Annotated in this window: 17 protein-coding genes, 1 tRNA gene and 1 other RNA gene; 17 read left to right on the forward strand and 2 right to left on the reverse strand. The window is 54.0% G+C overall.

What is annotated here, in order from left to right; genetic code table 11:
* Positions 1–20: 20 nt before the first annotated feature.
* The 7 genes from rapZ to KIH86_RS09030 all read left to right on the forward strand — a co-directional run bounded on the left by rapZ (position 21) and on the right by KIH86_RS09030 (position 6,407).
* Positions 21–920 carry an RNase adapter RapZ gene (gene rapZ / locus KIH86_RS09000; RefSeq protein ID WP_223083359.1) on the forward strand — a complete coding sequence of 300 codons (900 nt, stop codon included), beginning with the start codon at positions 21–23 and terminating at the stop codon, positions 918–920.
* A complete protein-coding gene (locus KIH86_RS09005; protein ID WP_223083358.1) occupies positions 898–1,917 on the forward strand; it encodes a gluconeogenesis factor YvcK family protein in 1,020 nt (339 codons plus the stop codon). Before rapZ ends, KIH86_RS09005 begins: the two co-directional genes overlap by 23 nt.
* 5 nt (positions 1,918–1,922) lie before the next feature.
* Complete coding sequence (gene whiA, locus KIH86_RS09010; RefSeq protein ID WP_223083357.1) at positions 1,923–2,855, forward strand: DNA-binding protein WhiA; 933 nt, start codon at positions 1,923–1,925, stop codon at positions 2,853–2,855.
* A 96-nt stretch (positions 2,856–2,951) separates the two neighbouring features.
* A complete protein-coding gene (locus KIH86_RS09015) occupies positions 2,952–3,221 on the forward strand; it encodes an HPr family phosphocarrier protein (RefSeq protein WP_223083356.1) in 270 nt (89 codons plus the stop codon).
* A 340-nt stretch (positions 3,222–3,561) separates the two neighbouring features.
* Positions 3,562–4,317, forward strand: a complete 756-nt coding sequence (locus KIH86_RS09020; protein ID WP_223083355.1) for an SIMPL domain-containing protein — start codon at positions 3,562–3,564, stop codon at positions 4,315–4,317.
* 252 nt (positions 4,318–4,569) lie between these two features.
* On the forward strand, positions 4,570–5,670 hold the full coding sequence (locus tag KIH86_RS09025) for a DUF3298 and DUF4163 domain-containing protein (RefSeq protein ID WP_223083354.1): 1,101 nt from the start codon (positions 4,570–4,572) through the stop codon (positions 5,668–5,670).
* Positions 5,671–5,762: 92 nt separating this feature from the next.
* A complete protein-coding gene (locus KIH86_RS09030; protein WP_235775326.1) occupies positions 5,763–6,407 on the forward strand; it encodes a GDSL-type esterase/lipase family protein in 645 nt (214 codons plus the stop codon).
* 112 nt (positions 6,408–6,519) lie between these two features.
* Here the strand turns inward: KIH86_RS09030 and clpP are convergent, their stop codons facing one another.
* Positions 6,520–7,116: an ATP-dependent Clp endopeptidase proteolytic subunit ClpP gene (gene clpP / locus KIH86_RS09035; protein ID WP_038692997.1), complete on the reverse strand. Its 597-nt coding sequence runs from the start codon at positions 7,114–7,116 to the stop codon at positions 6,520–6,522.
* A gap of 204 nt (positions 7,117–7,320) precedes the next feature.
* Positions 7,321–7,395, reverse strand: a tRNA-Arg gene (locus KIH86_RS09040).
* A gap of 274 nt (positions 7,396–7,669) precedes the next feature.
* On the opposite strand from KIH86_RS09040, the gene KIH86_RS09045 reads away from it, so the two are divergent.
* The 10 genes from KIH86_RS09045 (at position 7,670) to ssrA (ending at position 19,836) form a co-directional block, all read left to right on the forward strand.
* Entirely contained in the window at positions 7,670–8,701 is a 1,032-nt protein-coding gene (locus KIH86_RS09045) for a sugar-binding transcriptional regulator (protein WP_223083352.1), read from the forward strand.
* A gap of 135 nt (positions 8,702–8,836) precedes the next feature.
* Positions 8,837–9,847: a type I glyceraldehyde-3-phosphate dehydrogenase gene (gene gap, locus KIH86_RS09050; RefSeq protein ID WP_223083351.1), complete on the forward strand. Its 1,011-nt coding sequence runs from the start codon at positions 8,837–8,839 to the stop codon at positions 9,845–9,847.
* Positions 9,848–10,076: 229 nt separating this feature from the next.
* Complete coding sequence (locus KIH86_RS09055; protein WP_223083350.1) at positions 10,077–11,258, forward strand: phosphoglycerate kinase; 1,182 nt, start codon at positions 10,077–10,079, stop codon at positions 11,256–11,258.
* Positions 11,259–11,410: 152 nt separating this feature from the next.
* Complete coding sequence (gene tpiA / locus KIH86_RS09060; protein ID WP_223083349.1) at positions 11,411–12,166, forward strand: triose-phosphate isomerase; 756 nt, start codon at positions 11,411–11,413, stop codon at positions 12,164–12,166.
* Positions 12,166–13,710 carry a 2,3-bisphosphoglycerate-independent phosphoglycerate mutase gene (gene gpmI / locus KIH86_RS09065; protein WP_223083348.1) on the forward strand — a complete coding sequence of 515 codons (1,545 nt, stop codon included), beginning with the start codon at positions 12,166–12,168 and terminating at the stop codon, positions 13,708–13,710. Before tpiA ends, gpmI begins: the two co-directional genes overlap by 1 nt.
* A gap of 62 nt (positions 13,711–13,772) precedes the next feature.
* Entirely contained in the window at positions 13,773–15,059 is a 1,287-nt protein-coding gene (eno, locus tag KIH86_RS09070; RefSeq protein ID WP_223083347.1) for a phosphopyruvate hydratase, read from the forward strand.
* Between the two features lie 197 nt (positions 15,060–15,256).
* The gene (secG, locus tag KIH86_RS09075) at positions 15,257–15,490 is read left to right on the forward strand and encodes a preprotein translocase subunit SecG (protein WP_223083346.1); all 234 of its coding nucleotides are present in this window, start codon (positions 15,257–15,259) and stop codon (positions 15,488–15,490) included.
* 332 nt (positions 15,491–15,822) lie between these two features.
* Positions 15,823–18,543, forward strand: a complete 2,721-nt coding sequence (gene rnr, locus KIH86_RS09080) for a ribonuclease R (RefSeq protein WP_223083345.1) — start codon at positions 15,823–15,825, stop codon at positions 18,541–18,543.
* A gap of 215 nt (positions 18,544–18,758) precedes the next feature.
* Positions 18,759–19,238 (forward strand): SsrA-binding protein SmpB, encoded by a 480-nt coding sequence (gene smpB, locus KIH86_RS09085; protein WP_038693006.1) that lies wholly within the window; start codon positions 18,759–18,761, stop codon positions 19,236–19,238.
* Positions 19,239–19,471: 233 nt separating this feature from the next.
* Positions 19,472–19,836: a transfer-messenger RNA gene (gene ssrA / locus KIH86_RS09090) on the forward strand.
* Positions 19,837–19,934: the final 98 nt, after the last annotated feature.

Genomic DNA, 19,934 nt, shown 5'->3' on the forward strand with positions numbered 1-19,934 from the left:
AACGTGGGGAGGGAAGCCTGATGACTGAAGAAGAAGTCGTCCCGTCGGCTGCGGCCACCCTTATTATCATCACCGGTATGTCGGGGGCGGGGAAGACCATCGCTGTGCAGAGTCTGGAGGATCTCGGATTCTTCTGCGTCGACAATCTTCCGCCCGTGCTTATTCCGAAGTTCGCGGAGCTCATCGAGCAGTCCAAGGGCAAGATCGCCAAGGTCGCGCTCGTAATTGACCTTCGAGGCCGTGAGTTCTTCACCGCTCTGTCGGAATCGCTGAATTTCATGAAAGACCAATTTACCATCGGCTGCGAAATTTTGTTCCTCGATGCGACCGATTCCGTACTGGTGCAGCGCTACAAGGAGAGCAGACGGCGTCATCCGCTGGCTCCCAAAGGCATGCCGCTGGACGGTATCCGGATGGAGCGGAAGATGCTGGAGGAGCTGAAGGATTCGGCGACGCTTGTCATTGACACGAGCAGTATGAAGCCGGCGCAGCTTAAAGAGAAGATCGTATCCCGCTTTTCCCATCTCGGCAAAAGCACGCTTTCCGTCAATATCACCTCCTTCGGCTTTAAATACGGCATTCCTATCGACGCAGACCTTGTGTTTGACGTACGTTTTTTGCCTAACCCGCATTATGTGGACCATCTTCGGCCCCATACGGGCCAGGACAGCGATGTATACGATTATGTAATGAAGTGGCCCGAAACGCAGGCATTCCTGACCAAGCTGCTCGATATGCTGCATTTTCTGATTCCCCAGTATCACAAGGAGGGCAAATCTCAGATTATTATCGGGATCGGCTGTACGGGCGGCAAGCATCGTTCGGTAGCCATAGCGGAATATCTGGGCAAGATGCTCGGGGTCAGCGAGACGGAATCGGTATCAGTCAGCCACAGGGATGCCGAACGCGACCGGCATTAGGAGAGAAGGGATCAACGTGGCTGAACAAACGGGACAGCGCCCGAAAGTCGTCGTTATGGGCGGCGGCACGGGCCTGTCCGTGATGCTCCGCGGCCTCAAAGAGAAGCCGCTTGATATTACCGCCATCGTAACGGTGGCAGATGACGGGGGAAGCTCCGGCATACTGCGCAACGAGCTGCAGATGCCGCCGCCTGGCGATATCCGCAACGTCCTGACGGCGATGGCGGATGTCGAGCCTTTGATGGCCGAAATTATGAGGTATCGCTTCAGCAGCGGGGAAGGGCTTGCCGGGCACAGTCTCGGCAATCTGATTCTGGCTGCGCTTACCGATATTTCGGGCGATTTTGTAACCGCCGTCCGCGAGATCAACCGCCTCTTCGCCGTAAGAGGACGGGTTCTGCCCGCAGCGGGCGAAGCGGTGGTGCTGAGCGCCGAGATGGAGGACGGCAGCATCGTTACCGGGGAGTCGAAGATCCCCGAGGCCGGAGGCAAGATCCGGCGCGTCTTTCTCGAACCGCCGGATGTTGAGCCGCTGCCGGAAGCGCTTGAGGCGATCCGCGCGGCTGATGCCATCCTGCTCGGCCCGGGAAGCCTGTACACCAGCATTCTGCCGAATCTGCTGGTGCCGAAGCTGGCCGAGGCGGTCGTCGCCTCGGATGCGATCAAGATGTTCATCTGCAATGTGATGACACAGCCGGGCGAAACCGACCATTATACGGTCAGCGACCATCTGCAGGCCGTATACGATCACATCGGGCTGCATCTGTTCGATTACGTCATTGTCAACAATGGCGAAATACCGCCCGAGGTGCAGCAGAAATATGCGGAGAAGGGGGCAAGCCCTGTCGAGCTCGACCGGGAGGCGATCGAAGATCCGCGCTACAAGCTGATCGCCGATCGGCTTGTCCTGTTCCGCACTTATCTCCGGCATGATACGGAGAAGCTGAGTCAGCATATTTACCAGCTGGTTCAGGACTGGATAACACGAAAGAGGTGAGGACCTTGTCTTTTGCGGCACTGACTAAAAAAGAACTGACGATGATCGAGAACGGCCCTTGCTGCGACAAGGCGGAGATGTCGGCTCTGATCCGGATGAACGGATCGGTGCAGCTCTCGAGCAAACGGATCGTCCTCGATATCTCAACGGAGAATGCCGCGATCGCAAGGCGGATTTATTCCTTGCTTAAAAAATATTACCAGGTGCATACCGAGCTTCTCGTGCGTAAAAAAATGCGTTTGAAGAAAAATAACGTCTATATCGTCCGCATCCCCGGCCGGGTGGAGGAGATTCTGAACGATCTCAAGATCGTCTCACAGGGCTTTGTGTTTAACGACGGCATCGACGAGAGCATTGTTCACAAGAACTGCTGCAAGCGCGCCTATCTGCGCGGCGCCTTCATGGCGGGCGGCTCGGTCAATAACCCCGAGGGCTCGTCGTATCACCTGGAGATCGCCTCGATGTACGAGGAGCACTGCAAGGCGCTCGTTAAGCTGGCCGATGATTTTCATCTCAATGCCCGCTGCATCGAGCGCAAGAAGGGCTTCATTCTGTATATCAAGGAAGGCGAGAAGATCATCGAATTCCTGAACCTGATCGGCGCGCATCAGGCCCTGTTCAAATTCGAGGACGTGCGAATCATGCGCGATATGCGCAATTCCGTCAACCGGATTGTGAACTGTGAAACCGCCAATCTGAACAAGACCATCAGCGCGGCGGTACGGCAGATCGAGAACATCAAGTTCCTGGAGAAGGAGATCGGCCTCGAGAAGCTTCCCGATAAGCTGCGGGAGGTCGCGGAGGTTCGTCTCGCACACCCGGATATCAATTTGAAGGAAGTCGGGGAAATGCTCAAAGGCACCGTCAGCAAGTCGGGCGTGAATCACCGGCTTCGCAAGATTGATGAGCTGGCTGAGAAGCTCCGGGTAGGGGAATGATATTTTTTTGTAGTGTGGATTCGGTTATAATGATATAATATGATAAAATTATTGTGAAATTTTTGGGGCATATCTTAATTAGGGGGTAAGCGTTTCATGACAAAGCACCCGGTAGTCGTCCGGTTGAAGACGGGGCTTCATGCCCGGCCGGCAGCATTGTTCGTCCAGGAAGCCAACAAGTTCTCGTCCGAGATTTTCGTTGAGAAAGAAGATAAAAAAGTGAATGCCAAGAGCATCATGGGGATTATGAGCCTCGCGATCAGCTCCGGTACGGAAATCTTCATCAGCGCGGAAGGCGCGGACGCCGATCAAGCTGTAACCGCCCTGACAGGACTTGTCAGCAAGGAAGAGCTGGAGAATCAGTAATCATCGCAGTCTGAACCCTCTTTGCAATAGGATGTCCGGCAGCGGTGTCCCGCTGTCTTGGCAATTGAACAGGAAGGCCGGCGATACGCAGGTATCGCCCAACCGGCCGCATTATTGAAGAAAAGCCCTGAAAGGGCTTTTTTTTGCTTAAAAATATAAGAATGAATAAGCTGCGCGCTTATCACAGCTTTCTGCTTATCGGTAAACGCATGGCGTATAAGGACGCCGTAAGGCGGTTTATCCTTGCGACGATGAATAAAGACGTGCAACTTTTGCCAATCCTGTCCGTCTAGAAGGTACAATCGCAAAACATGCGAACGACAAGGGAGGATGGCAATCTATGAAGAAGTGGATCAAGCCGGCAGCAGCCGTATTCATCGCAGGCAGTGTATTGGCGGGGGGAGCAGTAGCGGGCGGACTTGTTGACAAGCCGCAGAAGGCGTACGCGGAAGAAGTGCAGAAGAATGTGGTAAGCGTCATTGGCAAGGGAGAGCTCTCCATGAAGCCGGATGTCGTCTATCTGTCGATCGGAGCGGACAGCTCGGCGTCTACCGCCCAGGAAGCCCAGAAGAGCAATGCCGCCAAGATCTCGAAGGTGACGGCGCTGTTGAAGAATACCTGGGGAATCAGCGACAAGGACATTCAGACCGCCGAATTCTATGTGCAGCCGAATTATACTTATAATGATAAAGAAGGCCAGCAGGTGAAAGGATACAACGCGCATCATGTCCTCCAGGTGACTTACCGGGATCTGGACAAGGTAGGCTCACTGCTTGACGCGGCTTCCGCGGCCGGTGCGAACAACCTTGGCAGCGCCCGCTTCGCTGTTGAGGATACTTCCGCCTTCGAAGCGCAGGTTATTGAGAAGGCGATGGCGAACGCCGACGTCAAAGCAGGCGCCATTTCCAAAGCCGCCAAGCGCAGTCTCGGCCAGGTTCTATCAGTGAGCCAGATCGACAATGGCGCATCGCCAGTCGTATTCGCCCAGAGCGAAAGTCTGATGAAGGGTTCCGCCGACAGCGCCGGCAGCACGGAGGTTCAGGCAGGAGAAGTGAAGATCACGACTCAGCTCAGCGTCATCTATCAATTGAACTAAGCTTTGGGTATAGCGAGGCTTTTACCGCATCCGTCTGGAGGTGGTAGAGGCCTTTTTTACGTAAAAAGGATTTCAGGGCGGTTGAGCGCTGCTTCTTTTGTTTAACAAATTGTCATATGCATCCACCATATGGGGAGCAACGATGAAAGAACTGTAAGCAGAGATGTAACCCTTGGTATGCCTTCTTGTCTATATAATGGAAGAGCGGTGTTATTCCCGACATACTCTCACATGAAGAAAGGAACATCAGTTATGAATCTGAACAATCGAATTACGCGCATCCTGGGAGTCGGCTTGCTGTCGGCTGGTCTGCTGGCGGGAGGAACCATTTTTCCGGCTAATCATAGCTGGGCCGCTTCGGCCGCGTCCAAGACCGGTCAAACGTCCATCGTCCTGAAAGTCAATGGCAAGATTAGCGCCCAGCAGGGGATCTACCAGAACGGGAAGGTATGGATTCCGGTATCCTTTTTGAACAAAACCCTCGGCATGCCTCTGACATATGATAAAGCGGATAGTTCGTATACAATCGGCAAAGGAACGAACCCGCTCAAGCTGAGCGTTAACGAATACGGGGTCTTTCTTGCAGTGAACGGCCACTATTTGTCGGAATATGACGGTCTGAACTACGGCGGCCATCTCTACGTGCCGTTCGGTGTGCTGAACGATTATCTTGGATACAAGGGCGATTTCAGCAAGTCGGAGAGCAGACTGAATATTACAAGCCGCAAGCTGAATGCTCTCACTGTTACAACAGAGACTTATGCTAAAACAACCGAAGGATATACGATCAACCTGAAATATCCGCAGATTGCGGGATTGGCCAATGCGGAAGCTCAGAAGGCCATCAACAACACGCTGAAACAGACCTTCCAGACGTTCTCCAACTCCATTAATAGTTCACTGAAAGAGAGAGATGAGGATATCCGGCCCTATGATTTTGAGTCTGATTACGTTGTCACTTACAACGAGAACGGCGTGCTGAGTCTGGTGATGGACCAGTATGAATACCTGGGAGGCGCCCATGGCGGGACTTATCGGCAAGGGTTCACCTTCTCTCTGAAGGACGGCAAGCGCCTGCTTCTCGGCGACCTGTTCGGAGCCAATCCGAATTACAAGAAAGTGCTGAACAACAAGGTGAGCGAGGCTTTTAATAAGAGTCGGGATTACTACGGATACACTGGCGGGTTTACGGCTCTTCAGACGGAAAAATACTTCTATCTGCAAGAGGGCCGGGTGACGTTGTTCTTCCAGCAGTATGATTATACGCCTTACGCCGCAGGATTCCCGCAATTTACATTTAGCTTCAAAGATATTCTGCCTGACGGAAGCAGTCCGTTCGACCGGTTGAAATAATCTGTAAACCCATGGGCATTCCCCGTTCCACGGCGCCTACTCCGTTCATATGTTGAATGGTGACGAGCCTTAGGGCGCTAGGAGGGGAAACCTTGGTTTATCAATATACAGCGTTAGGAGATTCACTGACGACGGGATTCGGGGCCTTGCCGGGAAGCGGATTTGTTCCTGTCTACCGGCGGATGTCGGAGGTGGCGCTGCGCTCTTTCGTGGCATATACGAACTTGGGGGTCAACGGGTTGACGACGTCCGAGCTGGAGCAGCGGGTTCGCTACCATCCGTTGTTCCGCCAATCGATTCGCGAAGCTGATCTTATCACGGTCTCGATCGGCGGGAATGACTTGATTCATGCCGCACGGGAAGCGGGCGGACAGAGCCGTTCTTCCCAGGCGGTATTTGACCGGGCGCTTCAGGAATCCAAAGGGCATCTGGCAGCGGTCATGAGCCGGATTTATCAGGAGAAGCAAGGGGCATCAAATCCGTGGCTGGTGCGAATCGTCGGGCTGTACAATCCGTATCCGCAGATGGCCGGCGCCTCGGATTGGGTGCAGCGGTTCAATCGCCAGCTGGCGCAGTACTGCGGCCGGGAGTGCGCCTTCGCCGATATTTACGATTCGTTCGCGGGACACGAGCGGGAGCTTCTGTCCATCGACCGTCTTCACCCGAACGGCAGAGGCTACCGCTTGATCGCAGATCGGCTGCAGAGCCTCGGGTATAGCCGGCTGCTCCGTTCCTGATTTAATAATTCAGATGTATCGAAAAAGAGGGCGCTTCTGCAAGCAGCAGTTCATTCTGCTTGCGGAAGCGCCCTCTCGTTTAGTGTATGGCAGGGTGTTGCGAATCCTTGTCTTATACGCCAACGGCTATCGGCTTCTCAATAACTTTGTCCACCAGACCGTAAGCTGCAGCATCGGCCGCGCTCATGAAGTAGTCGCGGTCGGTATCCTTCTCGATGCGCTCCAGCGGCTGTCCGCTGCGCTCTGCCAGAATCTGGTTCAGCTTGTCGCGCATTTTCAGAATGCGGCGGGCACGGATTTCGATGTCGGAAGCCTGTCCTTGCGCTCCGCCCAGCGGCTGGTGGATCATGATTTCGCTGTTAGGCAGCGCGTAGCGCTTGCCGATCGCGCCTGCTGTCAGCAGGAAGGCGCCCATAGAAGCGGCCATGCCGACGCAGATGGTGGACACGTCCGGCTTGATGTACTGCATCGTATCGAAAATGGCCATCCCTGCGGTAATGGAACCGCCTGGGCTGTTAATGTACAAAGAGATATCTTTCTCCGGGTCCTCGGCGGCCAGGAAGAGCATTTGTGCGATAATGGAATTGGCTACCACGTCATTAACCTCGGTTCCAAGGAAAATGATGCGGTCCTTCAATAGGCGGGAATAGATGTCATAAGCCCGCTCGCCGCGGTTGCTTTGTTCGACGACCATAGGAATGTAACTCACGTGGAAAACCTCCTCATGAAATGTCAGATGGATTTCGTACAGCTTCATTATACTGTTACCGTATTAACCACATGATAAACAAATTCAAACAAAAAGTCAAAGAAAGTCAAACAAAAAGTCAGGGAAAGTCAAATCGGGGATACAAAAAAGCGTCACATTTAGTGACGCTGGTTGAATGATCAAGTTTTGGTTAAAGATGTAATGTGGCGCGCCCGCCAAGAATCGAACTTGGATCTCAGGCTTCGGAGGCCTACGTCATATCCATTGGACCACGGGCGCAACAGAAATTATTATAATCTAAATTCCAGGTGATTGCAACTCCCTTGTTTATAAACCTTATTTGTCGCGTAAATGGACAAGAACTCCCTTTCTGAGCTGTGAAAAAAAGGGCTTTGAATAAGAAGGAAAGTCCAAGTGAATTCTAGTTTGGGAGCCCTTGCGCTAAGTGCAATATTTGGGTAGAATAGGTGGTGGGACTTAAAAAGTTAACCCGGGACGTTTTAAGACCATAGAGAAGGGGAAAAGAGAAAGACGGAGTTGCAGGAGTGAAAGTATGCGCAATTTATTAGAAATCCAAAAGCAGCTTCTGCCTGATCTCATGGAAACCCTCAAAAGACGGTACACGATTCTTCATCAGATCCTGTTGTCCGATATTATCGGCCGCCGAACGCTCGCCGCTTCCCTCAATATGACGGAACGGGTACTGCGTGCGGAGACAGACCTTCTGAAGTCACAGGGGCTCATTGAGATCGAGAGCATAGGCATGCGAATCAGCGATGCCGGCAGAAATCTGCTTGATATGCTGGAGCCTGTGGCCAAGAGCTTGTTCGGCCTTGAGGACTTGGAAGAGAAGATCCGTTCGAACTACGGGCTGAAGAAGGTTATTGTGGTTCCGGGAGACTGTGAAGTTTCCCCGTTCACCAAGAGAGAGCTCGGGAGAGCTGGATCGAAAGCATTATTGGGAGTGCTGCGCACTGACGACACGGTCGCCGTTACAGGCGGATCAACATTGTCGGAAGTGGCGGAGCAGATGAGCGCGCCCTTGAATTTGTCCTGCCGTGAGACGCTGGTTGTACCGGCGCGCGGAGGTCTTGGGGAGAGCATGGAGATTCAAGCGAACACGATCGCCTCGACGATGGCCAAACGGCTGGGCGCGCATTACCGGCTGCTGCATGTGCCGGATTTGCTCAGCGAGGAAGCCTATCAGTCGCTGGCGCATGAGCCGAATATCGCCGAAATCGTTCAGATTATACGGCGGTCGCGTGTGATTGTACACGGAATTGGCGATGCGCTGGAGATGACCCGCAGACGCAAACTTGACCGGGAGACGGTTGAGAAGATCAGAGCGGCGGGTGCGGTGGCGGAATCCTTCGGCCATTATTTCAATGAACAGGGCGAAGTGGTTCATTCGATGCTGACAATGGGTTTGCGGCTTGAAGACATCGTCCGAACGGAGATCGTGATCGGAATTGCCGGAGGGAAGCGGAAGGCCAAGGCCATCCACGCCGTCCTGCGGTTCGGCCAGGAGAATATCCTTGTTATTGATGAAGCGGCCGCCGAGGAAATCGTCAGGGAAATCGGCTGACGGAACTCTTCTCTTGAGCAGTTGCCTAATTATGGCGAGCATTAGCATTTATTATGCATTATACTTAACTTGTTGTCTTGACGAGCCTATGGCTTGTCTTGAATAAATAAAACGAAATTTAGGAGGAAATATTCAATGACTGTAAAAGTAGGTATTAACGGATTTGGACGTATTGGCCGCCTGGCTTTCCGCCGCATTCAAGACGTGGAAGGAATCGAAGTCGTAGCGATCAATGACCTGACCGATGCCAAGATGCTGGCGCATTTGTTGAAATATGATACATCGCAAGGCAAATTCCAGGGAGACGTTGAAGTTCATGACGGCTTCTTCAAAGTAAACGGCAAGGACGTTAAGGTTCTGGCTAACCGCAACCCTGAAGAACTTCCTTGGGGAGACCTCGGCGTTGACATCGTTCTGGAGTGCACAGGCTTCTTCACTTCCAAGGAGAAGGCTGAGCTTCACCTGAAAGGCGGAGCCAAGAAGGTTGTTATCTCCGCTCCGGCTACCGGCGACATGAAGACTGTCGTATACAACGTTAACCACGACATTCTTGACGGTTCCGAAACTGTAATCTCCGGCGCTTCTTGCACAACAAACTGCCTGGCTCCTATGGCGAAAGTTCTGAACGACAAGTTCGGCATCGTTGAAGGCCTGATGACTACGATCCATGCTTACACTGGCGATCAGAACACGCTGGACGCTCCGCATGCTAAGGGCGACTTCAGACGCGCTCGCGCAGCTGCTGAGAACATCGTTCCTAACACGACTGGCGCAGCTAAAGCCATCGGTCTGGTTATCCCTGACCTGAAAGGCAAGCTGGACGGAGCCGCTCAACGCGTACCGGTTCCTACTGGTTCCCTGACTGAGCTGGTTACTGTTCTTGGTAAGACTGTAACGGCTGATGAAATCAACGCCGCTATGAAGGAAGCTTCCGATCCTGAAACTTACGGCTACACGGAAGACGAAATCGTATCGTCCGACATCAAGGGCCTGACTTTCGGCTCCCTGTTCGACGCTACTCAAACGAAGGTTCTGACTGTAGGCGACAAGCAACTCGTTAAGACCGTTTCCTGGTACGACAACGAAATGTCCTACACTGCTCAGCTCGTTCGTACGCTGGAACACTTCGCGAAGCTGGCTAAGTAATAAATCTCATAGAGTCATCCGTAGAGCGGAAACAGCAATCCATTGTTTCCGCTCTTTTCCGAAATACTTAATGATTGCAGCATCTTTATGTACCAGAGACATACGTCTAACCGGAAGAACGGACGCCGCCTTACCACTCGGCGCAGCCGTTTCTTCTTGTGCAAACGCTGTGTGGTGCCCAAATTCCATTAGTTAGTTGGAACAATATCCGGGTGTGGAGGTATAAGTCATGAACAAGAAAAGTGTCCGTGATGTAGAAGTAACAGGCAAACGCGTATTCGTGCGCGTCGATTTCAACGTGCCGCTCGAAGACGGCAAAATCACCGACGACACGCGTATCCGTGAAACGCTGCCGACGATCAAGTATTTGATCGAGAACGGTGCCAAGGTCATTCTGGCGAGCCATCTGGGCCGTCCGAAGGGCCAATTTGTCGATTCCATGCGTCTGACTCCGGCGGCTGTGCGCCTCTCCGAGCTGCTGGGCAAGCCGGTAGCCAAGGCTGACGAAGCCGTTGGCGAAGCGGTTAAGGCCAAGATTGCTGAATTGAAAGACGGCGACGTGCTCGTGCTTGAAAATGTCCGTTTCTACCCGGGCGAAGAGAAGAATGATCCGGAACTGGCGAAGCAGTTCGCCGAGCTGGCCGATCTGTTCGTGAACGACGCGTTCGGCGCTGCTCACCGTGCGCATGCTTCGACTGAAGGCATCGCCCACTTCCTGCCGGCCGTATCCGGTCTGCTGATGGAGAAAGAACTCTCCGTTCTGGGCAAAGCATTGTCCAACCCTGAACGTCCTTTCACCGCGATCATCGGCGGCTCCAAGGTTAAGGACAAGATTGACGTTATCGACAACCTGCTGACGCTGGCCGACAACGTGCTGATCGGCGGGGGCCTGTCTTACACGTTCTCCAAGGCTCAAGGATACGAAGTCGGAGCGTCCCTTCTGGACGAAGAGAAGATTGATACGGCTCTGGGCTTCATCGAGAAAGCCAAGAAGCTCGGCAAGAACTTCCTGCTTCCGGTTGACGTTGTTGTAGCCGATAAATTCGGCGCCGATGCCAACACGAAGACCGTCGATATTTCGGAAATTCCGGAAGGCTGGCTGGGTCTTGATATCGGACCGAAGACTAGCGAAATGTACGCAGACGTCATCGCGAACTCCAAGCTTGTTGTATGGAACGGACCGATGGGCGTATTCGAAATCGATATCTTCGCTGAAGGAACCAAAGCGGTGGCCGAAGCCTGTGCCAAGACGGAAGGCTACACGATCATCGGCGGCGGCGACTCCGCGGCTGCAGCTGAGAAGTTCAAGCTGGCTGACCAGATGGACCATATCTCCACCGGCGGCGGCGCTTCGCTTGAATTCATGGAAGGCAAGGCTCTTCCTGGCGTAGTGGCACTGAACGACAAGTAAGAATCCTTCATGCCGCCTTTCGCGGCATTAGCGGATTATGGAATATCAAAGGAGACCCTCGGTTTGGCGAAGCCAAACTAAGGGCTTCCATAACCTGTTCCCACTTAGTGTGACCCCAGGTTATTTCAGGATAGAGGGAGGCAAGCTTTGCTATGAGTAGAACACCAATCATCGCTGGCAACTGGAAGATGTTCAAGACTGTTCCGGAAGCCGAAAGCTTCTTTGCCGAGGTTAAGGGCAAGGCTGAAGTGGCAGGCGTGGAGACCGTAATCTGCGCGCCGTTCACCAATCTGCCGGTTCTGACCAAACTGGCTGCAGGCACATCCATCAAGATCGGCGCTCAAAACCTGCATTTCGAGGACAACGGCGCGTTCACTGGTGAAATCAGCGGCGTTATGCTGAAGGATCTGGGCGTAGATTATGTCATTCTCGGTCACTCCGAGCGCCGTGCTTATTTCGGCGAAACGGACGAAATCGTGAACAAGAAGATGCACGCGGCGTTCCGCCATGGCATCACTCCGATCGTGTGCGTAGGCGAGAAGCTCGAAGAGCGCGAAGCCGACCAGACGAAAGAAGTATGCAAAGTGCAGACTGAAGGCGCGTTCCAGGGACTGACTGCCGAACAGGCAGCTCAGACGGTAATCGCGTATGAGCCGATCTGGGCTATCGGCACCGGCAAATCGTCCACTTCGGCTGATGCGAACGAAGTTATCTCCTATATCCGCAGCCTGATCAAGGATCTGTATGACGATGCTACGGCTGAAGTTATCCGTATCCAGTACGGCGGCAGCGTGAAGCCGGAGAATGTTACGGAATATATGGGTCAAAGCGACATCGACGGCGCGCTCGTCGGCGGCGCAAGTCTGCAGCCGGCTTCCTTCATTGCGCTGGTTGAGGGGGCGAAGTAATGTCTGCACCAAAACCGGTAGCACTGATTATTATGGACGGTTTCGGTCTTCGGAACACAGTGGAAGGCAACGCCGTTGCCCAAGCCAACAAGCCGAATTACGACCGCTACCTGAAGCAGTATCCGAACACGACGCTTACCGCATGCGGTGAAGCCGTCGGACTTCCGGAAGGACAGATGGGCAACTCCGAAGTAGGACACCTGAACATCGGCGCAGGCCGGATCGTGTACCAGGATTTGACCATGATCGACAAGTCCATCCGCGAAGGTGAATTCTTCGAGAATCAGACGCTGGTATCTGCTGTACGCAGCGCCAAGTCGACCGGCAAGAAGCTGCATCTGTTCGGCCTGCTGTCGAACGGCGGCGTACACAGCCATATCAACCATTTGTTCGCCATGCTGGAGCTGGCCAAGAAGGAAGGCCTGGAAGATGTGTATATCCATGCCTTCATGGACGGCCGTGACGTTCCTCCGGACAGCGGACAGAAGTTTATGCAGGATCTGATTCAGAAGATCGAAGAAATCGGAATCGGCAAGATCGCAACGGTATCGGGACGCTACTTCGCAATGGACCGCGACAAGCGCTGGGATCGCGTGGAGAAAGCCTACCGCGCAATCGTGTACGGCGAAGGCCCTGCCTTCACCGACGGCCTGACTGCGGTAACCGCTTCGTATCAGAACTCGGTCTATGACGAATTCCTCGTACCATCCGTTATTACGGATGCAGCCGGCAATCCGACGGCCAAGGTTGAAAGTGGCGATTCCGTCGTCTTCATCAACTTCCGTCCGGACCGCGCGATTCAGCTGTCCCAAGCTTTCACCATGCCTGACTTTGCCGGCTTTGACCGCGGACCGGAGTTCCCGCAGAGCCTGCACTATGTCTGCATGACAACTTACAGCGAGACGGTTGTCGGCTATGTAGCCTTCCCGCCGAAGAACCTGGACAACACCCTCGGGGAAGTTCTGGTTCACCATCAGAAGAAGCAATTGCGCATCGCGGAGACTGAGAAGTATCCGCACGTAACGTTCTTCTTCAGCGGCGGCCGTGACGTTGAGCTGGTAGGAGAGACCCGCGTCCTCATCGCTTCGCCGAAGGTCGCTACCTATGACCTGCAGCCAGAGATGAGTGCGTATGAAGTCGCTGCTGCTTGTGTAGCCGAAATCGAAGCCGACAAGCACGACGCCATCATCCTGAACTTCGCCAATCCGGATATGGTCGGACACTCCGGCATGCTGGAGCCGACAATCAAGGCGGTTGAAGTAACGGATGAATGTGTAGGCAAGGTAGTTGATGCTGTTCTGGCAAAAGGCGGCGTAACGATCATTATCGCCGACCATGGCAACGCCGACATGGTATTCGACGAAGAAGGCCGTCCGTTCACGGCGCATACAACCAACCCGGTTCCGTTCATCGTAACCGACGAGAACGTCGTGCTCCGCGAGCATGGTATTCTGGCGGATGTTGCGCCTACGATTCTGGATCTGATGGGAATTCCGCAGCCTGTGGAAATGACCGGCCAATCCATGATCGCCAGCCGCAAATAAGATCAGCTCCATCAGGCTTCCTTGGCCTGACCTATATTTTAAATTAAAGGAGAATGAATCGAATGACTATTATTTCTGATGTATATGCTCGCGAGGTACTGGACTCCCGCGGCAACCCTACTGTAGAAGTTGACGTATACCTGGAATCCGGTGCCAAAGGCCGCGCTATCGTTCCTTCCGGCGCTTCTACTGGCGCTCACGAAGCTGTTGAGCTTCGCGACAACGACAAATCCCGCTACCTGGGCAAAGGCGTACTGACTGCCGTTAAGAACGTGAACGAAATCATCGCTCCTGAAGTAATCGGCATGGACGCTCTTGACCAATTGGGCATCGACAAGGCTATGATCGCCCTGGACGGAACGCCGAACAAAGGCAAGCTGGGCGCTAACGCCATCCTGGCTGTATCCATGGCTGTAGCCCGTGCTGCCGCTGTTGATCTGGATGTGCCGCTGTACACTTACCTGGGCGGATTCAACGCTAAGCAGCTTCCGGTTCCGATGATGAACATCGTGAACGGCGGCGCTCATGCCGACAACAACGTTGACGTACAGGAATTCATGATCCTGCCTGTTGGCGCTCCTAGCTTCAAAGAAGCCCTGCGTACCGGCGCTGAAATCTTCCACAACCTGAAGACTGTTCTGAAAGCCAAAGGCCTGAACACGGCTGTTGGCGACGAAGGCGGCTTCGCTCCTAACTTCACTTCCAACGAAGACGCACTGTCCTCCATCATCGAGGCAATTGAAAAAGCCGGCTACAAACCGGGCGTTGACGTATTCCTGGGCATGGACGTAGCTTCCACCGAGTTCTACAAAGATGGCAAATACCATCTGGAAGGCGAAGGCAAATCCTTCACTTCGGCTGAATTCGTTGACCTGCTGGCTTCCTGGGTTGACAAATACCCGATCATCACGATCGAAGACGGTTGCTCCGAAGACGATTGGGAAGGTTGGAAGCTGCTTACCGAGAAGCTGGGCAACAAGATCCAGCTCGTTGGCGACGACCTGTTCGTAACCAACACCGAGCGTCTGGGTAAAGGTATCGAAGAAGGCATCGGTAACTCGATCCTGATCAAGGTTAACCAAATCGGTACCCTGACTGAAACCTTCGACGCTATCGAAATGGCTAAGCGCGCAGGCTACACAGCTGTTGTATCCCACCGTTCCGGTGAATCCGAAGACAGCACTATCGCTGACATCGCCGTTGCAACCAACGCCGGTCAGATCAAGACAGGTGCTCCTTCCCGTACGGACCGTATCGCCAAGTACAACCAGTTGCTTCGCATCGAAGACGAACTGAGCGAACTGGCTCAATACAACGGTCTGAAATCCTTCTACAACCTGAAGAGATAATCAGGTTCACTGAACCTTACAAGGGTGCTCCAAGCCTACCGTGGCAGGAGCACCCTTTTTCCCATGCATTCTGGTTGGTCAAAAAAGGAAGTTTCCTTGTAATCGAAGACATGCTGTGATACAATAAAAATGCTGTTTATGGATCGATAATTTGACTTTACATAGATAGTGAGCCTGTAGCGTAGGAGGTGGAAGGAATGGAAATTTTTCTGAAAGTGCTGCTTCTGATTTTTTCTATCGGTCTGATTACGGTGGTTCTGCTTCAAAAGGGCAAGAGCGCAGGTCTTTCCGGTGCCATCTCCGGCGGTGCGGAGCATCTGTTCGGTAAGACGAAAGCCCGTGGCATGGATCTGGTGCTTCAGCGGATTACGGTAGGACTCGGAGCCGGATTTTTCATTATGTCGATTATCGTCGCGATTGTATTAGATTAATTATAGAACACACGAAGCCTTCGCTCTTCGAGATGAGCGGAGGCTTTTTTATAAGATCACACAGGTAAACTTTGGATACACGGCTTCTGACTCTGCAAGAACAACTACAGCTAATAAGGACTAGGCAATTTCTTCGACTAGGCCCCGATTAGAGTTTTTCTTATAACCGGATGAGAAACGGAAATGAACTCTATATGCAGCGGGCAGGGGGATGACGTCGCAGGGATGCCTGGGATTGATTTTGTGTATACTAGGGTATGAAGTATTATAGGACAACCATCATACATACAAGCCGGCGGCCTCTTTCGCCGCGGCTTAGCCGAGGTGAAGAGATGCTTACTCAAGAGAATCTGCTGGATTTCATGCGGGAAACCGCTTATAAACCGATGACGTATGAAGAGCTGATTGATCATTTTGCATTCACGGATGAGGAACCGCTGAAGGCCTTCAATGTGCTGCTAAGCGAGCTGGAGCAGGACGGACGCATTGTGCTGACCCGCACGAAGCGGTATGGGGTGCCGGAACGGATGGATCTTCTGCGCGGACGTCTGCAGGCCCATGCGAAGGGCTTCGCCTTCCTTATTCCCGACGACCGGGATCATCCCGATGTATATATTCATGCGAATGATATCAAAAGCGCTATGAACGGCGATATCGTGCTGGTGCGCGTCACCTCCAGAAGCCACTCCGGCGGCAGAATGGAAGGAGAAGTTGTGCGAATCGTACGCAGAGGCGTGCTGCAGATCGTCGGTGTATTCCAGAGCCTGGAGACGTACGGATTCGTGCTGCCAGATGACAAGCGGATTAACCGGGATATTTTTATCCCGAAGGAATCGTTCAAAGGAGCCGTGGATGGCGAGAAGGTTGTCGTGCGGATCGTGAGCTACCCGGAAGGCCGGGCGGCCGCTGAGGGGGAAATCATCGAAATACTGGGACATAAGGATGATCCGGGCGTCGATATTTTATCCGTAATCCGCAAGCATCAGCTGCCGGAGGCTTTTCCGGAAGAGGTTATGGCCGAGGCGAACGCCGCTCCGGATTCCATTACGGACGACGAGATTGTGCAGCAGGGCCGCCGCGATCTGCGGGGACTGAATATCGTGACGATCGACGGTGAGGATGCCAAGGACCTGGACGACGCCGTTAACGTAGGCCGTTTGGAGAACGGACATTTCACGCTGGGCGTGCATATCGCCGATGTCAGCTATTATGTACGGGAGAACTCCGACCTCGACAAGGAAGCCTACGACCGGGGCTGCAGCGTGTATCTGGTGGACCGCGTTATTCCGATGCTGCCGCATCGATTGTCTAACGGCATCTGCTCGCTCAATCCTCAGGTGGACCGGCTGACGATGTCTTGCACAATGGAGTTCGACGAGAACATGAAGGTCGTGAAGCATGATGTATTCACAAGCGTGATTCGTACGAAAGAGCGGATGACGTATACTAATGTGCGCAAAATCCTGATGGACGAGGACCCCGAGCTGCTGGAGCGCTATGCGCCTCTGATCGATGATTTCAAGCTTATGCGCGAGCTGGCGATGAAGCTGCGGGACGCCCGGATGCACCGGGGCGCTGTGGATTTCGACTTCCAGGAGAGCAAGATTATCGTGGACGAGAATGGCAAGGCTGTTGATATTGTCAAAAGAGAGCGCTCGATTGCGGAGCAGATCATCGAGGAATTCATGCTGGCGGCCAATGAGACGGTGGCGGAGCATTTCCACTGGCTGAAGGTTCCGTTCCTGTATCGAATCCATGAAGATCCGGACCCCGAGAAGCTGCAGAATTTCATGGCGTTCGCGGCCAATTTTGGCTATCACGTCAAGGGACGCGGGAACTCCGTTCATCCGCGGGCGCTGCAGAAGCTGCTGGAGGACATTCAGGGCACGAAGGAGCAGACGGTTATCAGCACAATGATGCTCCGCTCCATGAAGCAGGCGAAGTACGATGCAGAGAGCACGGGCCACTTCGGCCTTGCTGCCGAGTATTACTCCCACTTCACGTCCCCGATCCGTCGGTATCCCGACCTTGTTATTCACCGCGTCATCCGCGAGGTGCTGGAGGGCGGTGGAGCACTTACCGAGAAGCGCCAGGAGTACCTGGCGAGCCGGATGCCGGACATCGCCCAGCAGTCCTCCGAGCGTGAACGGGTCGCTGTCGAGGCTGAACGGGATACGGAGCAGCTCAAGAAGGCGGAATACATGCAGGACAAGGTGGGCGAGGAATTCGACGCGATGATCAGCAGCGTGACGAGCTTCGGCATGTTCGTTGAGCTGGAAAATACCGTCGAAGGCCTGATTCGTCTCAGTCATCTGACGGACGATTATTACCACTTCGACGAGGGTCATATGGCGCTGATCGGTGAGCGCACCTCCAAGGTGTTCCGCATCGGCGACGAAGTGAAGATCCGCGTCGCCAAGGTGAATATGGACGACCACACGATCGACTTCGAGCTGGTCGACATGAAGCCCCGCGCGGCGGGCGAGCACCGCAGCGGCGGCTTCGGCGGCGGTCGCGGCGGCAAAGGCAGCCGCGATCGCAGAGGCGGCCACGGCGCAGCGGCCGCCCATGGCCCCGGCGGCGGCAAAGGACGCGCCGCCGGTAAGGGCGGAGCCGCGGCGGGTGGCAGCCGCGGCAAACGCGGGCGCGGCGGGCGCGTACTCGCCGCCAGCCCGGCCGCAGGCGCCGCCGAGCGCGGCGGCGCGGGCGCACGCAGCCCGAGAGGCGAAGCCGGGGATGCCGCGGGCGGAACGCGCGGCATCAACTTCGGCTTCGGCTCGGGCAAGGGCGGCTATGGCGCGCCTCCCGGGGCGCGCGGGGACGTGTACACCGGTGTCAGCGGTGACACGAAGTTCCGCACCCGTGAGGATCACGGGGGCGACTATGGCGGCAAGTCCGGCGGTAAAGGTCGCCGCAAGAAGAAGTCGCAGAGCGGCGTCTTCATCGGCCAATCCGTAACGCCGGGCAGCGGCGCAATCGAGGCTGCTTCCGGCAACGGCGAGGGCAAGAAGCGCAAAAAGAAAAAGAAAGCAGCAAATAAAGCGAACAAGTAAAGCGGTTTGACAGCCCTGGACTTGTTCACCGGATAGCAAGCGCCAGGTCCGGCTGCGGGCTTGGCGCTTTTTACAGATCGATCTCTATCACGCGAATGGATGCGCCTTTGAACAAATTGAAACGCTTTAACTCCGCTTGCGCGGAGTCGAGACGTTTTGATACAATAGAGATCGGATGTTTTTTGCTGGATTAACCGATTCAAGGAGTGATTGTCATGGGTAAAAAAGCAGACGGGAAAGTGCTCGCCCAGAACAAAAAGGCTTCCCATGATTATTTTATCGAGGATACCTACGAGGCGGGCATGGTCCTCACGGGAACAGAAATCAAATCGCTGCGCAATGGACGCGCGAACATCGGGGACGCTTTCGCCACGATTCGCGGCGGCGAGATCTTCGTGCATAACATGCACATCAGTCCGTTTGAGCAGGGCAACCGCTCCAATCCGGACGACCCTACACGCACACGGAAGCTGCTGCTGCACAAGGAGCAGATCAGCAAGCTGCTAGGCCATTCCAAGCAGGAAGGCTACACGATCGTGCCGCTCAAGGTATATGTCCGCAACGGCTATGCGAAGCTGCTGCTAGGCATCGGCAGAGGGAAGAAGCAGTATGACAAACGCGACTCCGCCGCCAAGCGCGACGCACAGCGTGATATCCAGCGAGCGCTTCGGGAGAAGCAGAAGATCGCCAGATAGCGGCTTTTATCGGAGCAATCATCACCCGGTTGTTTCCTCTCTTGATTGTGCTGCTGGTGGCAATCCTCGCCTAAGTTTCCTGTAAGATCTATATAGTTTTGCTGCAAAATGTGATATACTCTTTTATGTAAGACAACACGCTTCAGTTCCCGACATCGCACATGAGCGACGGGATTTGGATAGCACCGCTCTTGCCGGCGGCTTGCGCTGATCCGAAGAAGCCCTTTTAATGAGGGGCCGTTTTTGGATTCGACGGGGGTAGTTCGAGCATGAGTAGCGAGTAGCGGGGACGCGTCCGCTTCATCAACGCTAAAGCCAATTAAACGGCAAACAACAAAACAACTACGCTTTCGCAGCTTAATAACCTGTGAGCGTGCTTCTACCCTGCATCGCCCATGTGACAGGGATAGGGGCTAACAAGTAGTGGGATACGCTGTCTGGTCTCCGCCTGGGGTCAGCAGAAGAAGATAATCAGGCTGACCCAACGTATAGCCGGTTACGGGGCGATACTCGGGTGACATCAAAACTGTAACTACACTCGTAGAAGCTTATGTGGCGTTACCTTCGGACAGGGGTTCGACTCCCCTCGGCTCCATAAATAAAACCCAGACCTGATAAGGGTCTGGGTTTTATTTTGATTAAAAATGTAGACACTAAGTAGACGTAGTTATTAAATGTACTTTTGGTTTATATAAA

Source organism: Paenibacillus sinensis, from assembly GCF_019904155.1.
GTDB classification, from domain to species: Bacteria; Bacillota; Bacilli; order Paenibacillales; family Paenibacillaceae; genus Paenibacillus_AQ; species Paenibacillus_AQ sinensis.